The following is a 14,619-nucleotide window of genomic DNA, read 5'->3' as shown; positions in this document are numbered from 1 at the left end:
ACTCCTCCTCATTTCCTGATCCGCGGGTCCAGTGCGTCCTGCAAACCGTCCCCGAGTGCATTGCACGCGAACATGGTAAGCGAAATCATGAATCCCGGAAAAAACAGCCGCCACCACTGTCCGCTCAGCATAACAGCCAGCGCGTCGTTGGCCATGGTTCCCCAGCTGGCGGTTGGCGCCTGCACACCCAGCCCAAGAAAGCTGAGAAACGATTCGGCGAAAATCGCGTGCGGGATCGTAAAAGTCAGGTTGACGATGATGACGCCGATCGTATTTGGCAGCAGATGCTTGATGATGATTTTGGCATGCGAGGTACCCAGCTTTTCTGCGGCCAGTACAAACTCCTGACGCTTGATCTGCATGATTTGCCCTCTGACCAGGCGCGCCATGCCGACCCAGCCGGTTAGTGAAAGGGCAATAATGATCGTTGTGAGACCAGGCTCCAGAACCACCATCAGCAGGATTACCACTAGCAGATACGGAATGCTGTATAGAATTTCAGCTAACCGCATCAGGATGTTGTCCACACGGTCTCCCAGCTTGTTCCTCCCTGCCATGTAACCGGATATCCCGCCGATGATTACGCCGATCACTAGGTCAATGGCAGCTGCCGCCACACCAATAAACAAAGAGATTTGACCACCTACCCAGGTACGTGCCCACATGTCCCGACCCAAGTCATCCGTTCCAAACCAGTGCTCGCCCGACAGCGGAAGATTACCCTTCGTCAATGACTGTTCATGCGGGCTATGGTGTACGAGCATCGGTCCGATGATCGAGAGAGTCACCACTGTTGCGAGCAGGAAAAACCCGAGCATGGCCAGCTTGTTGTGGAATACTCGCTGCAATACCTCCTGCCAATACCCAAGACTGGGACGTTCACGAATTCCTTCGAATAGTCGGTTTCGGTCTACTGGTCGAAACAGGGAGTCTAGTTGTGTTGCCTGATTGGCCATGTCGTTACTTCCCTCCACTCGTCAATCTGATGCGCGGGTCAATCACCCGATACAGCAGGTCGATGATGTACAAAGTAAAAATGAGCACAAAGCTGTAAAACACGGTTGTTCCCAAAATAACGGGGTAATCGCGGTTAAAAATGCTTTCCACGAAGTATTTGCCGAGCCCGGGAATGGCGAAAATCTTTTCTACCACAAAGGTTCCGGTCATCAGGTTGGCAAACAGTGGACCGATAAAGGTAAGAACCGGCAGCATGGCATTGCGCATCCCGTGTCTAATGACAATGGAAAAGGTGCCAAGCCCTTTCGCCTCCGCCGTGCTTATGTATTCCTGTTGCCAAACCTCAAGCATGCTGGCTCGTACGAAACGGGCGATAATGGCAAGCGGACCGATAGCGAGCGCAAGCGTTGGAAGAATCGAGTGTTCCCAGCTCCCCCACGCAGCAACAGGAAGAAGCTCCCATTTGACCGCCAAGTACTTAATCAACAGTGGCGCCAGAATAAAACTGGGGACGGAGATCCCGATGATGGCTGCAAACATAGACAAGAAATCCAGCGTTCGATTGTGATAGAGTGCCGCTACGATTCCCAGTGTGATTCCACCTGCCAGCGCGACAATAAACGACTGGAGTCCCAGAACAGCCGAGGCGGGAAATCCCTCTGCTATCAACGTGTTCACATCCCTCGTCTTGGACTGGATAGATGGCCCCAATTCAAACTGTAGTAAACCTTTCAGATAGAGCAGGTACTGTACCGTGATTGGCTGATCCAGGTTGTACTCCGCCCGCATGTTCTTTACCACTTCTTCTGGAAGCATTTTGGCGTCAGACGCGAACGGGTCACCCGGAATCAAGTGCATGGTCACAAACGTCACCGTGACAATAATCCACAGCGTAACAATCATGAGAAAGCCACGCTTGACCGCATAATGAAGCACATTGTTTCCTCCTTTGCATAATGTAAAGTAAATAGATTGGAATACTACGAATTATAAATACAGAAAACCCCTCTCCGAAAAGAAGAGGGGTAATTGCACGGTTCCCACCTTCTCATCTCGCAGAATTACTCCGCAGGAATTAGCACCGTAAGGTCAATCAGACCAAGGTTGCCGGGTTTCATCGGGCCAGTCCCTCCACCACTCTCGATAAGAATGTTCTATGAAATTTTGTTTCATCGTAAAATTCTTTTTTATCTTATCATTTTACTCGGATATGTCAATGCTGTTCAATGACAATTGATTTTTCTTTATTTTATTTATGAAAAAAGTAAATCTTCACACACGTTTGAATAGGAGGATGTCAGCCCAAATCTTAATCGTGGTGGCTAGGATTAACAAGGCAAGAATCGTTTGGAGAATCCGTGTGTCCAAACGTTTGCTGACCATCGTACCGAGCGGCGCTGCCATGATACTGGCGATTACCATGATTACGGATGGCCACAGCAATATGTCCCCCGCCATCCCTTTCCCTACCGTCGAACCGATGGAAGAAAGAAAGGTAATGGCAAGAGATGAAGCTATTGTAACCCTTGTCGGAATCTTAAGGATGATCAACATGATGGGAACCAAAATAAAAGCGCCAGCTGCCCCGACAATTCCTGAGGCGCCTCCGACAATCAAAGCGGATAATACGGCTGTTGGTTTATGAAAGATAACCTCTGTCTGTTCTCGCTCGTCCATTCGCTTTTTTGGCAGGAACATCAAGATTACAGCAAGGGTGGCCAGGATGGCGTAAACGATATTGATGGCTTCTGCCGAAAGATATTTTCCTCCATATCCCCCAAGCAAGCTCCCGACAATAATTGAACTTCCCATGTACAGTACGAGTTGGTAATGAATAAGCTTATCTTTGCGCAGAGTCCAAACAGCAGCTAGGGTGGCAAAAAATACTTGGACTGCACTTATTCCGGATACCTCGTGAGCTGTGTAAGCAACGAATCCAAGCGCGGGCGGAATGTACAGAAGCATCGGATACTTGATGATGGAGCCCCCGATTCCGACGAGACCAGAGATAAATGATCCCGCGAAACCGATAACAAACAGTGTGATCACAAGGTCGATAGTCATACGCTCACCCTTTGCAACACCTCACTTCGTTTTATCCTCGTTCTACAACTGCCAAGCCGTCTATTTGCCATTTCAAGATTCCGCCGCTCAAATTCATGACATCCTTGAAACCATTTGCCTGAAGAATGCTTGCTCCAATAGCGGATCGGGCACCGGAACGGCACTGTACGAGAAGCGGCTTATCGTGAGGAATTTCCTCCAGCCGCATAGCGAGCGTACCGAGCATGATGTGCTGTGCATCTGGAATGTGTCCTTCCTTCCACTCAGCCAGATTACGTACATCTACTACGTGAACCTCTCCCTTTTTCACTTGTTCGGCAATCTCCAACGGTGTTACCTCTTTGATTGTCTCGAGTGAAGACACTTCACTTTCCAGTAGTTTGCCGCTGTCGATAAAACCTGTGACATGATCAATCCCTACGGAATGCAAGGCTTGCAAAATCTCATCCAGCTCATCTGGGATGGCCAGGATATGAACCGGGCGATCGTAATCGACGATCCAGCCCGCCCAGTTGGCAAATGACTTGTTATAAGGAATGTGAAGTGTTCCCGCCAAATGCCCGTTCGCAAAATTCTGGAAAGGACGTGTATCGACAATCTGTCCGTTTTCCAGCGTTTCCTTTACCGCTTCAAGCGAGTTGAACTCTTGAACAACAGGGAGTTCGTTGAGCAAGGCAGGGCCTTCCTTATTCACGCGTTTCATTACTGCAAAATACGTTGGTGGTTCTGGTTGTCCATCCAGGAGTGCCTGAACGAATTCCTCTTCATTAGAGTGTAACATCGCCCAGTTAAAGAGCTTTTCATAACCAACGGTAGAAGACGGCACGGCCCCCAGTGCTTTCCCGCAAGCACTTCCTGCGCCATGCGCTGGCCATACCTGCATATAATCCGGCAGTTGCTTGAATTTTTGGAGGGACTGGAACATGGCTCTAGCACCTGATTCGGACGTACCCTTTATTCCCGCCGCTTTTTCGAGCAAGTCCGGTCTGCCGATATCGCCGACAAAGACGAAATCCCCCGTGAAGATCCCGATGGGCCGATCTGCATTCCCTCCAAGGTCTGTCAAAAGGAAGGATATGCTCTCTGGTGTATGGCCAGGGGTATGCATGACTTCAAATAGCAAGTTCCCGATAAAAAAGCGATCCCCATCGTGGACAAGCTGATGGTTCAACCCTTCCAAGTATTGATATTTCCAATCTTCATCGCCCTCATTGGATAAAAACAGCTTCGCCTGATGAGCTGCGCCCAGTTCTCTGGCACCAGAGACAAAATCAGCGTGAATGTGAGTTTCCGTGGCGGCTACAATGGTAACCCCTTCTGCTTTGGCAGCTTGAAAATAAGGAGCCAGATTGCGGGCGGGATCGATCACAATCGCCTCCCCGGTTTTTTGGCAACCGACCAGATAAGATGCATGGGCCAGTTTTTCATCATAAAAGTAACGTAACAACATGGCGCATTCCTCCCTTTTACATGTCTATTTTTTGTTTGATTTTTCTGCGAGTACTTCGAGCAACGATTGGGTAAAACGAAGTGTCTTTTGGACAGTGGGATCTTTCATGAGCTTGTAAAGCGTGAAAACGGAAACGGGCTCGCTTTTACGTTCGGCTCGTGCTTTGGCTTCTTGGAAGATAGCTACTCCGTGCTCCACTTGCACGGACACAGGAGCGATGTACGCTTTCATACCGTTGAGCAGATATTGCTGCGATTGCTTATCCTTTCCGAGGCTTTCCAAAAAATCAGTAGCTTGTTCTAAAACATTGATATACGTAACGAGCTTTGGCATCTTATCAAGTAACGTGAATAGGGCGTCTATCGATTCTTTTTCCACCAAGAAACGGGACAGTTGACCATCTACGCGCTCAAACAAATACCGTAGTGATTCCTGATCGCGCAAGATCGATGTAGCTACTTCAAGTCCCGCTTCGGCTGCCAGGACGGTATCTTTTATCTTCGGGAGCTTTCGGATCAATATGGTGATTGCTTCCTGAACTTCTGGATCAGATAAATCCTCTAAAAACATGTCAGAGCTTCTCTGTTCCTTCCTGTCGTTCAAAATGTTGCTCTCCCCCTCTCTTTCAAAAACTGCCTTACATCAATCCTTTTAACATCCCATTCCAATAAAGGATGGGAAGCAGCTCTCTTTTCATCAGGTACATACTAAATCTCTCTTCAGATTGGTCAAAAGGAAAGGTTTCACACGGTGTCAGGTTGTAATCAAATTCGGCCAGTACCAGTTTGTTGTACCCCGTTACGAGTGGGCAGGATGTATAACCGTCGTACTTGGCAACCAATGGAGTACCATTGATTAGTGCGAGCAGGTTTTTCTCGACAACTGGCGCCTGTTTGCGAATAGCAGCTCCGGTTTTGGACGTCGGAAGATTCGCGCAATCGCCTATGCCGAAAATAGTGGGAAATCTTTTGTGCGCAAGCGTAAATGGATCGACATCCACCCAGCCTGCTGTGTCTGCCAATGCGCTGTTTGCAATAAAATCAGGCGCTTTCATAGGAGGGGTTACATGAAGCATGTCATACTTCCATACCACCTGTTCTTTGGTGTCCAGATTCTCGAATACGGCTTCTTTGGTATCCGCCCGCACTTCCATCAGGTTATGCTTGTATCTGGTTTCGATGTTCTTACGACGAATGACGTTCGTGAGGGTATTGGCATACGTGGGAACGTCAAAAATACTTCCCTTCGCCGATGCGAAAATAATCTCTGACTGGTTGCGAACATGTAACTTGCGAAAGTAATCATCGGCCAGATACATGATTTTCTGAGGGGCTCCGCCACATTTTACGGGTGAATTCGGGTGGGTAAAAATGGCAGTGCCACCTTTAAAGCTCCGGATAGCTTCCCAGGTACTGTCTACCGTTTGGTAAGCGTAGTTGCTGCAAACGCCGTTCTTGCCGACGGCATCCTTCAGGCCCTTTACCCCCTCCCAATCTATTTGCAGACCGGCAGCAACAACGAGATAGTCATAGGAGAGGACGGTTCCCTGCTCAGTACGAAGCGTGTGCTGTTCCGCTTGAAACGAGGTGACCGCATCGCAAATCCAGTCGACGCCAGCGGGAATCAGAGAGGAGAGTTCTCGCTCGGATTCCTCCTTTTTCGCGGCACCTCCTCCGACTAATGTCCACAAAGGCTGATAATAATGCTTGGATGCGGGATCGATGATGGCGACTTGTCCCATGAGCCCTTTGGAAGCCCGGACGATACGGGCAGCAACAGAGATTCCTGCTGAGCCTGCACCCACGATGACAACCGTATAATGAACTTGTTTTGCCATAGTTCCTCCTCCGACGACGATATGGTTTCCAATCGTAGATGATGGTTCATAAGGTGTAGTCTCTCTATTCAGTTTATTCCTCTGTCATTTTTTCCATATAGGGGAAGTCCCCTACTTTTTGCTCTATGCGTTTAAAATGCCAGATCGAGATATCTATTTTTAATGGCGTATTGGATCAATTGATGCTTGGAATCCAGTCCTAGCTTCTGCATGATATTCGTTTTGTGGTTCTCCACGGTTTTGACACTGATCAACAACTTATCTGCCATTTCCTTATTGGTATAGCCAAGCACGATGAGTCTGACAAGCTCCTTTTCACGGAGCGTTAAAACAGAAGGCATCGTTTTGGCATCCGATTTCAGCCATAGATTGATGATCTCTTGCGATACGGAAGTCTTGTAAAAGCGCTTTCCTTTGTAAACCTCCACAATGGCTTGAAACAGCAGCTCGCCATGGCTGTTTTTTAAAATGTACCCATGGGCTCCGACGGCGATGGCCTTCTGGACGAAAATCTCCTCGTCATGCATAGTCAAAATGACGATTTTCACGAAAGGATTCGACTTGCGAATCTCATTGCTCGCGGTAAACCCATCCAGCCCATTCGGCAATGACAAATCCATGAGCACCACATCGGGAGTGAGCTGATTGGCTTTCAGGATGGCATCATTGCCTGTATGACTCTCTCCAACAATTTTTATTTGAGAGTAACTTTCGAGAAGCACACGCAATCCCTTCCGAATCATCGTGTGATCATCAACCAAAAGCACTCGTATCACTCTGCTCTCCCTCCTTGTCCCACTACCGTTACCTTGATCGATGTACCTTCGTGGAGCACAGATTGAATCTGAAGACTCCCCTCCATCTGAGCCACCCGTTCTTCCATATGTTTGAGTCCCAGACCAACCTGAACCTGATCGCGAACAAAGCCGATTCCGTTGTCTTGAATCAGCAAAGTCAGTTGGTCGTCTTCCTTGTACAAAATGACTTCAATGAGTGTCGCTTTCGCGTATTTTAGGGCATTATGTAAGGCTTCCTGGATGACACGGTACAGATTGATTTCCAAGATTGGCTGAAAATGATCGCTGACATTGCTGTAGGAAAAGGTAATGGAAACATCCTGATGTGCTTTGTTCAAGCTAGAAACAAGATGCCGGACTGTAGGAATCAGCCCCAGTTGATCAAGACTATGCGGACGCAGTTGTAGAGAATAGAGCTTGACGTCTTGTATCGCTTTTTCCAGCTCATTGACAATCTCTTGCATGAATTCCCGGAATTGTCCTTCCTGGTTGAGACGCGTTTGAATAGCTTGAATGCCAACCGAAACGGAATACAAGGATTGCCCTACGCCGTCGTGCAGCTCCTGGGCCAGGCGCTTATGTTCGTTTTCCTGTGCTTCTAGCGTTTTTTGCAGCACCTGCTTGGAGATTCTGACTTCCTCTTCTTTTTTCTTGACCGTCATATCTTTCAAGACCAAAAGGACATCCTGCCTGTTTTGTTCACCATTTTCATAGATGACAGCCGTGCTCATTTCCATGTCGACGTACCGCCCCTCATACGTGGGCATCGCAGAAAGAAAATAGGGAACTTCTCGTTTGGCAAGCAAATAACATCGTTCTTCTCCCTCTTCCAGCTCTCTGTTTTGGCAGTAGGAGCAGAACGGCACCTTTTCTCCTCGTTTCCAACCGGTCATTTTTTCTGCGGATGGATTCATCACCATGATTTTTCGTTCCTGATCCATGAGAATAATGCCGTCCTGCAAGTGGTCGAAGATTTGCTTCAGATAACCGTTATCCGTCGCTTTTCCTTCATCGCCAGCGCGTTCAAATAAAGTGAGACATTGATCCATCATTGGTCCTCCATACTGATCGTATTTCTCCTATGATCCCATCGTAAGAGACGTGGCGCATCTTTCAAATAGGTACCTTCCCCTATCTTATGTGACGCTACATGATGATCAAATAGATAAAAGCCGAGTAACAGCCAGGTATCATCCCCTAGCGTGTACTCGGCTTGCCACCTGAATATTCTCCTACGTGTCCAGCGACGATTCCTCTTATTGTACTTCCACAGAAGTTTTGCTTCGTTCATAGGCAAAAATAATCATCGTCACGCCTAAGATCGCGCAAATCATATACATAAAGGAATAGGAGAAATAATCCGCGACTGGCCCCATGATGACTCCTCCCAGCGAAACACCCAAATCGGCCATCGCTATGAATAACCCGATTAACACATTGCGATCCGTCTTCGGTAGAACAAAGGTTAAATACGTCGTTAATGTAGGGTAAAGGAGGGCTTGCGCAATCCCCATTAATATGGCCCCTCCATACAAATAGGCTGCCCCACCCAGGGTAGAAAAGCTTACACTTAACGCCGCTGCTGCAAGAGTGAGCATAATTCCCATCATAAAAGATGAACGCCACTTGCCGTCAGACGGGATTTTCTTTCTCAATACAAACCGCGATAATACGACGGTGCCAGCTTGAAGCATGAGGTAAATTCCTGCATTCCCATATTTGATTTGTACAGCGTACAGCGGGATAAAGGTAGTCACAGCTCCAAATATAACGGAGGCCGCCAGCATCAAGACACTGCATTTACATAAATGCGGATTTTTGACTAATTGGCTTACCGAACCAAACATCGTTGCTCCCTTTTCTGTCTGACCCTGAACGGGCTCGGCCACTTTTTTGTCCATTTTGGCACTATAGCCCACCACTCCTGTAAGGAGCGCAATGGTGATCATGGCAACAGTAAAAGAATGGCTATCCCCTGCTTGCCAGATGCCTAAAGCGAGTAGTGGACCAAGAATACCAGGCAAATAAGCACATAAGGAATACATGGAAATCCCTTGTGAGCGATCCTTGTCCGGCAGCGCATCAATAATCCCTAACTGTAAGGCCATGGAGAAAAAAGCGGTACACACCCCTTGAAGCATCCGGGCAACGATAAAGCCCTCCAATTCAGTGAACGTATATAATATAAGAGCCGCACCATTGAAAATCAGAATCGTGCGGAGCACTTTGATTGCACCATGTTTTTGGATGATATGGCCTGCCCATGGCCGAAAAAACATGGTTGTAAACAGATACGCTCCCATAACGACTCCGATGGTTGTATTGGTTGCACCCAACTCTGCACCCTTCAACGGAATAATGACATTCAGAATGGAGTTCGCACTAAAATACAAAAGAGTCAATATGTATAATCGCAAAAACGGCCAAGACAGAGCCCCTCTCATAGCTCCTTGCTCCTTCCTCTGATCCTGTTCACCCTCAATGCCAATTTCATTACGCAATAACCATTTGCAGCAATTTCTGCGTATAGACGGACTGAACATCTTTTAATTGTTCAACCGCTACGATCTCTTCGATCTCACCCTTTCGTATGATCATGACTCTGTCGCAAAGATAGGCGGCAGCCTGTATATCATGGGTGATGAAGATATAGCCCATGTCGTAACGTTTTCTCAAGTTCTTCAGTAATTCAAGCACTTGCATTTGCACAGAGCCGTCCAAGGAACTGATTGCTTCATCAAATAGGATGCACGTTGGCTCCGTTGAAACGGCTCTCGCTATGCATACCCTCTGAACCTCTCCCCCTGATAACTCATGCGGATATTTTTTTCGATAGGAAGGATCCAACCCCACTTGAGATAATAATGGGTCAATCTGACTTCGCGCATCTTCCCGTGCCTTTCTTTTCATTTGTAAAGGCTCCAGAATGGCCTCCTCAACCGTATAAAATGGATGGATAGAGGAAGTGTAATCTTGAAAAACAGCGCTTAGGTTCCCTGCTCTCACTTTTCGATTCTCTACTTTTTTGCCCGCAAACAGGATGGTACCTCGATCAGGCTTTTCAATCCCCAATAGCAATCGTCCCAATGTTGATTTGCCACTTCCACTTTCTCCGATGATGCCAAGACACTCTCCAGGCTTACATTCGAAGCTAATGTTTTTCAACACAGGCTCTCTTTTCCTTGAGAACAATCCGCCTTTTCGATATGATTTCTCCACGCATTCAACGCTCAGCAACACGAACTCCTCCCATGACTCTCGTAAAATGTTGATTCATCGCCAGCTTCGTGGAGAGCAAGTAACGGGTATAGGGATGCTGCGGTTCAGAGAAGATGGCTTGGGTTGTCCCGTTTTCAACAATTTCTCCTTCTTTCATGACGAGAACTTCATCTGCGATTAATTTGACAATCCCTAAATCGTGAGAAATGAAGATCATGGAGCAGCCCATTTGTTCACGCAATTGCAGGAACTGTTCAACGACTTCGAACTGCGAGATGGTATCAAGTGCTGTCGTGGGTTCATCCGCAATCAGAATGTCAGGCTCCAATACAATTGCGAGGGCAATCATGACTCGTTGCAGCGTTCCACCCGACAACTGGTGGGGGTACTTGTTCATCACCTCTAACGGGTCTTTCAGCATGACACTTTCCATGGCATTTTTCATTTTGGTTATGATTTCGTCACGGCTCCATCCAAAATGCTCCACAAGCGTCTCCTTTAGATGAACGCCCACCACGCAAGAGGGATCAAAGGCACGCATGCCATTCTGCAAAATCATGCAAAGCTGTTTCCCCCTCTTTTTCCTCATCTCCTGTTCGGAGAGCTCCATAAGATTTTCTCCTCGTAACAGAACGTCTCCCGATTGGCGAATCCCAGCTTGATTCAATCTCATGATGGCCTTGCAAGTCACCGACTTCCCACTTCCACTTTCTCCCACAATGGCCAGGCAGCTTCCCTGCTTCAGATAAAATGAACTATTTGGAACAATCACTCGATCATTGCGACTGTCCCAGATTTTCAGGTTTTTCACTTCCAAAATGTTCATCATCCGGTCATGCCACCCCGTTTCCTTCGTGCTTAACGGCTGAGGCTCTTACTAATCCTTGCTGCTTATTTTTAGTAGTCATTAATTTGGGATCGAGAGCCACTTGAAGGGCATCAGACAAATAGTTAATGGCTGACACGACGATCACGATGGTCAAACCGGGAGCCAGCATAAATTCCGGGCGTGAAAACATGACGTCTCTCGCTTCATTCAACATCATGCCCCACTCTGCTTCCGGTGCTTGAATGCCTAAACCGAGAAAGGAAAACCCCGATATTTGCAAAATCATTGAACCGAAGGAGTTGCTTGAAATGACGGCGATGTCGGGCAATGCAACCGGAACAATGTGCTTGATCATGATTCTCATATTGCTTGCGCCGATTGCCTTTGCGAATTTTACATAATCGGATTCCGCATATTGCATGACTGACGTTCTGATGATTCGAGCAAACCACGCCCATTTCATCAATACAAAGGCGATGATTATATTTTCAAAACCGACACCCAATATGCCGATGATCGCCAGGGTCATGACATATCCAGGAAAAGAAAGGATCACATCGCAAACGCGCATCAAAAAAGCATCTGTTTTTCCACGAAAGTAACCCGCGAGAACACCTACAATCGACCCAATTAATACAGATAGAAGTAGCGCAGCAAAGACCCAGAGCATGCTGGGACGAATAGCGTAAATGAGTCTGGATAAAATGCATCGCCCGAGGTGGTCGTTGCCCAAAAGATATTCCCATGATGCGGATGCAAATCGAAGCTCCATATGTACTTCTTCGGGATCATTCGGTGCAACGAATGGCGCAAATATCCCAGCCACTGTTGTGACCGTGATAATCGATAAGGATAGGACAGCGACCTTGTCTTTCCACACATTTTGTAATCGCTTCATCTAGAGACCATCCCTTAGTTTGGGGTTCAATGCCACATTGATGATGTCGGAAACGATGTTGAACAGAATAAAGGCGACTGCCAACACAAGGACATAGGCTTGGATAATCGGGAAATCCCTGCTTAAAATGGATTTGACGCTTAGCGTTCCGAGTCCCGGCCAAGCAAAGATGTTTTCCACTACGACTGTGCTTCCCAAAATAATGGGAATCGCCATGCATAGTACGGAAATGCTCACCTGCAATGAATTTCTGAGAATGTGCATCGTGATCTTTTTCTCCGGTAAGCCGCATGCCCTTGCGTAGAGAACATAGTCTTCATTCATGTTGCTTAACATGGAAGTTCTGATGATTCGAAAATAGATGCCAGCATAGCTGATGGTAATCACAGCAACGGGCAATATATAGCTTTTAAACGACTCCATTCCGCTTGTCGGAAGCAAATCCAGCTTCACGGAAAAATACCAGATCAGCAAAGCTGCGAGCCAATAGGACGGCATCGATGTCAAAAAAAACGAAACACCTCTAACTAATTTGTCCACCCATTTCCCTGCTTTCAATGCGCATACCACCCCGAATACAATGGACAGTACAACAATGGCAAATGTCGAAAACAGCGTCAGCTTTCCTGTATGGAGAAGGGCTGGTCCTAGCATAGACCACACTGGTTTACCCGTTATATAGGAATCTCCAAAATCTAGCTGCAAGCATGAGACAACCCAGTTTAGGTAGCGAGTCAGAAAGGGTTGGTCCATCCCAAGTTTCGTTCTTGTTTGCGCAAGTAACTCATCCGTTATTTTGGGTATGCCTTGCGAATGCAGCACCACTTCGGCGGGATCCAAGGGAGATAGATGAATGAAGGCAAACGTTACAAACGAGATGATCAGGACTAAAGGAATCGATAGTAATAACCTTTTGAGGATATAACTACCCATGGCACGCTCCTTTTGTGTATTTATTCAAAGTACATCCGCTCGAATGGAAGCTTGAATTGCGTTTGCTTAAACGAGATGCCCTGCAAGTTTTTGGGAGCCAAGATCGACACTCTTCCATTCGTAATCGGAATAAATACGGCTTCCTTATGAACTATAATCAAAATATCGGTATATAACGATTTTCTATGTTCCTCATCCGTCGTCACCATGACTTCTTCTATCTTTTTATAGAGCTCATCAGCTTGCGCGATACCTCTTGTCGTATGGTAATAGGAAGACTTGGAAGTAAAAGCAGCGATTGTACTCTGCGGATCATACGCGAGTCCCCATGTTTGATTGAAAAGCAGGTCATAGTCACCTGTAGATCTTCTGTTCGCAATCGAAGAAGACTCCTCTCCCACAATCTCCAGATGAATCCCAATCCGTTTTCCCGTATTTTGAATGAATTCAGCCTGCGTTTTTTGAGTGGACGAATTGACATCGTAATATAGCTTCATGGCTAATGGCTTTCCGTTTTTCGTTCTGATTTCACCCGCATTCCCGATACCCCAGCCCGCTTCCTCCAAAAGCTTTTTCGCTTTTTCCAAATCGTAGCCCCGCTTCTCTACTTCCACATTGGCGTAATTGACATTCGAAGAGAAAAGGGTATAAGCGGGTTGTTCAGTGCCTTCAAATATTTGTTTACTGATAGTCTCTCTGTCAATCGAATGCCAAAACGCTTCGCGTACAGCGGTTTCATGTACAGGGCTCTCGGTTTTGCTACTATTGGCGACAATGATGCCTGTGTTCATTGGTTGACTGCGAATAATCTGGTATTCACCGGATTCAACCAACTGATTCATGGCTTCAACATCGAGACTATTCGCGCCTCGATCATCCGTAAATACAAAGTTGACTTCTCCCTTTTGCAGCGCCAAGAAAGTAGTTTCGCCTGCGGGAAGTACTTTGGCTGTTATTTTTTTTACCTTGGGCACGCCGCCCCAGTATTTTTCATTCGCTTCCATTACGGCATACTGATCGACTTTATGCTCAGTGAGCTTATAGGGGCCCGTGCCGTTAAAACCACTAACGCCATCTTTGGTTCCCCCGTTCACAAAATTTTTGGGCGAGATGAATACATAAGGTCTTGTCATCGACAATTCGACCAGTGTCGGATAGTACGGTTCGGATAAGACCAGTTCAACTGTATACTCATCGAGTACATTGCAATCCACGATCTTGGTGGATAGCTTGATCCAGGAGTGCTTGCTTGCATTGCTTTGCACCGCTTCTATATTCTTTTTCACTGCTTCGGCATTAAACCGTTCTCCATCATGGAACGTCACGTTTTTTCTCAAGTGAAACTTGTACACCTTTCCATCATCGGAAACTTCCCAAGATTCAGCCAACAATGGTTTGATCCCATCTTCTGTATTTTCTACTAACGATTCATACACCAACCCTTGAGCTGGCATGGAGCCGGAATAAAAATGGGGGTTCATATCGTTTATATCTTTCGAAGTGGCATACACAATCTCTTTCCCTGTATCAGTTGACGCCGTTTTTGCCGCATCACCGTTACTGCATCCAACCAGTAGTACGATTGAGAGTGTAAAAGTCCTTACTAAAAAACCCATTCTACCTGTCATACCCATT

The 14,619-nt window shown here is 46.9% G+C and carries 14 protein-coding genes and 1 riboswitch; all 14 genes read right to left on the bottom strand.

Annotated elements, in window-relative coordinates; translation table 11 throughout:
• Positions 1-8: 8 nt before the first annotated feature.
• The 14 genes from AB432_RS15145 to cntA all read right to left on the bottom strand — a co-directional run bounded on the left by AB432_RS15145 (position 9) and on the right by cntA (position 14,612).
• Positions 9-956, bottom strand: coding sequence for an ABC transporter permease (locus AB432_RS15145; protein WP_048032980.1), 948 nt, complete (start codon positions 954-956; stop codon positions 9-11).
• Between the two features lie 4 nt (positions 957-960).
• On the bottom strand, positions 961-1,893 hold the full coding sequence (locus tag AB432_RS15140) for an ABC transporter permease (RefSeq protein ID WP_082195934.1): 933 nt from the start codon (positions 1,891-1,893) through the stop codon (positions 961-963).
• 109 nt (positions 1,894-2,002) lie between these two features.
• Positions 2,003-2,107: riboswitch (SAM riboswitch) on the bottom strand.
• A 122-nt stretch (positions 2,108-2,229) separates the two neighbouring features.
• Positions 2,230-3,021 (bottom strand): sulfite exporter TauE/SafE family protein, encoded by a 792-nt coding sequence (locus AB432_RS15135; protein ID WP_048032979.1) that lies wholly within the window; start codon positions 3,019-3,021, stop codon positions 2,230-2,232.
• 31 nt (positions 3,022-3,052) lie between these two features.
• The gene (locus AB432_RS15130; RefSeq protein ID WP_048032978.1) at positions 3,053-4,471 is read right to left on the bottom strand and encodes an MBL fold metallo-hydrolase; all 1,419 of its coding nucleotides are present in this window, start codon (positions 4,469-4,471) and stop codon (positions 3,053-3,055) included.
• Positions 4,472-4,495: 24 nt separating this feature from the next.
• On the bottom strand, positions 4,496-5,074 hold the full coding sequence (locus tag AB432_RS15125; protein WP_048032977.1) for a helical membrane plugin domain-containing protein: 579 nt from the start codon (positions 5,072-5,074) through the stop codon (positions 4,496-4,498).
• A gap of 34 nt (positions 5,075-5,108) precedes the next feature.
• Positions 5,109-6,308 (bottom strand): NAD(P)/FAD-dependent oxidoreductase, encoded by a 1,200-nt coding sequence (locus AB432_RS15120; protein WP_048032976.1) that lies wholly within the window; start codon positions 6,306-6,308, stop codon positions 5,109-5,111.
• 131 nt (positions 6,309-6,439) lie between these two features.
• Positions 6,440-7,084: a response regulator gene (locus tag AB432_RS15115; RefSeq protein WP_048032975.1), complete on the bottom strand. Its 645-nt coding sequence runs from the start codon at positions 7,082-7,084 to the stop codon at positions 6,440-6,442.
• Positions 7,081-8,157, bottom strand: a complete 1,077-nt coding sequence (locus tag AB432_RS15110; protein WP_235617701.1) for a PAS domain-containing sensor histidine kinase — start codon at positions 8,155-8,157, stop codon at positions 7,081-7,083. Before AB432_RS15110 ends, AB432_RS15115 begins: the two co-directional genes overlap by 4 nt.
• A gap of 204 nt (positions 8,158-8,361) precedes the next feature.
• Entirely contained in the window at positions 8,362-9,549 is a 1,188-nt protein-coding gene (gene cntE, locus AB432_RS15105; protein ID WP_048032974.1) for a staphylopine family metallophore export MFS transporter CntE, read from the bottom strand.
• Positions 9,550-9,598: 49 nt separating this feature from the next.
• The gene (locus tag AB432_RS15100) at positions 9,599-10,342 is read right to left on the bottom strand and encodes an ABC transporter ATP-binding protein (protein ID WP_048032973.1); all 744 of its coding nucleotides are present in this window, start codon (positions 10,340-10,342) and stop codon (positions 9,599-9,601) included.
• Positions 10,329-11,150: a staphylopine uptake ABC transporter ATP-binding protein CntD gene (cntD, locus tag AB432_RS15095; protein ID WP_048035831.1), complete on the bottom strand. Its 822-nt coding sequence runs from the start codon at positions 11,148-11,150 to the stop codon at positions 10,329-10,331. The genes AB432_RS15100 and cntD overlap by 14 nt, the downstream gene beginning before the upstream one ends.
• A 7-nt stretch (positions 11,151-11,157) precedes the next feature.
• A complete protein-coding gene (gene cntC, locus AB432_RS15090) occupies positions 11,158-12,051 on the bottom strand; it encodes a staphylopine uptake ABC transporter permease subunit CntC (protein WP_048032972.1) in 894 nt (297 codons plus the stop codon).
• Positions 12,052-12,984: a nickel/cobalt ABC transporter permease gene (gene opp1B, locus AB432_RS15085; protein ID WP_048032971.1), complete on the bottom strand. Its 933-nt coding sequence runs from the start codon at positions 12,982-12,984 to the stop codon at positions 12,052-12,054.
• A gap of 20 nt (positions 12,985-13,004) precedes the next feature.
• Positions 13,005-14,612: a staphylopine-dependent metal ABC transporter substrate-binding lipoprotein gene (cntA, locus tag AB432_RS15080; protein ID WP_048032970.1), complete on the bottom strand. Its 1,608-nt coding sequence runs from the start codon at positions 14,610-14,612 to the stop codon at positions 13,005-13,007.
• Positions 14,613-14,619: the final 7 nt, after the last annotated feature.

Source organism: Brevibacillus brevis (assembly GCF_001039275.2).
GTDB lineage: Bacteria > Bacillota > Bacilli > Brevibacillales > Brevibacillaceae > Brevibacillus > Brevibacillus brevis_C.
Note: the sequence above shows the minus strand (reverse complement) of the source record. Positions and strands in the feature narration are given on the sequence as shown.

Coding starts and splice junctions, on each gene's coding strand:
- cntE (WP_048032974.1), bottom strand. CDS start 9,549: ATGAGAGGGGCTCTGTCTTGGCCGTTTTTGCGATTATACATATTGACT.
- cntD (WP_048035831.1), bottom strand. CDS start 11,150: ATGAACATTTTGGAAGTGAAAAACCTGAAAATCTGGGACAGTCGCAAT.
- opp1B (WP_048032971.1), bottom strand. CDS start 12,984: ATGGGTAGTTATATCCTCAAAAGGTTATTACTATCGATTCCTTTAGTC.
- cntA (WP_048032970.1), bottom strand. CDS start 14,612: ATGACAGGTAGAATGGGTTTTTTAGTAAGGACTTTTACACTCTCAATC.
- cntC (WP_048032972.1), bottom strand. CDS start 12,051: ATGAAGCGATTACAAAATGTGTGGAAAGACAAGGTCGCTGTCCTATCC.
- AB432_RS15135 (WP_048032979.1), bottom strand. CDS start 3,021: ATGACTATCGACCTTGTGATCACACTGTTTGTTATCGGTTTCGCGGGA.
- AB432_RS15145 (WP_048032980.1), bottom strand. CDS start 956: ATGGCCAATCAGGCAACACAACTAGACTCCCTGTTTCGACCAGTAGAC.
- AB432_RS15120 (WP_048032976.1), bottom strand. CDS start 6,308: ATGGCAAAACAAGTTCATTATACGGTTGTCATCGTGGGTGCAGGCTCA.
- AB432_RS15110 (WP_235617701.1), bottom strand. CDS start 8,157: ATGATGGATCAATGTCTCACTTTATTTGAACGCGCTGGCGATGAAGGA.
- AB432_RS15130 (WP_048032978.1), bottom strand. CDS start 4,471: ATGTTGTTACGTTACTTTTATGATGAAAAACTGGCCCATGCATCTTAT.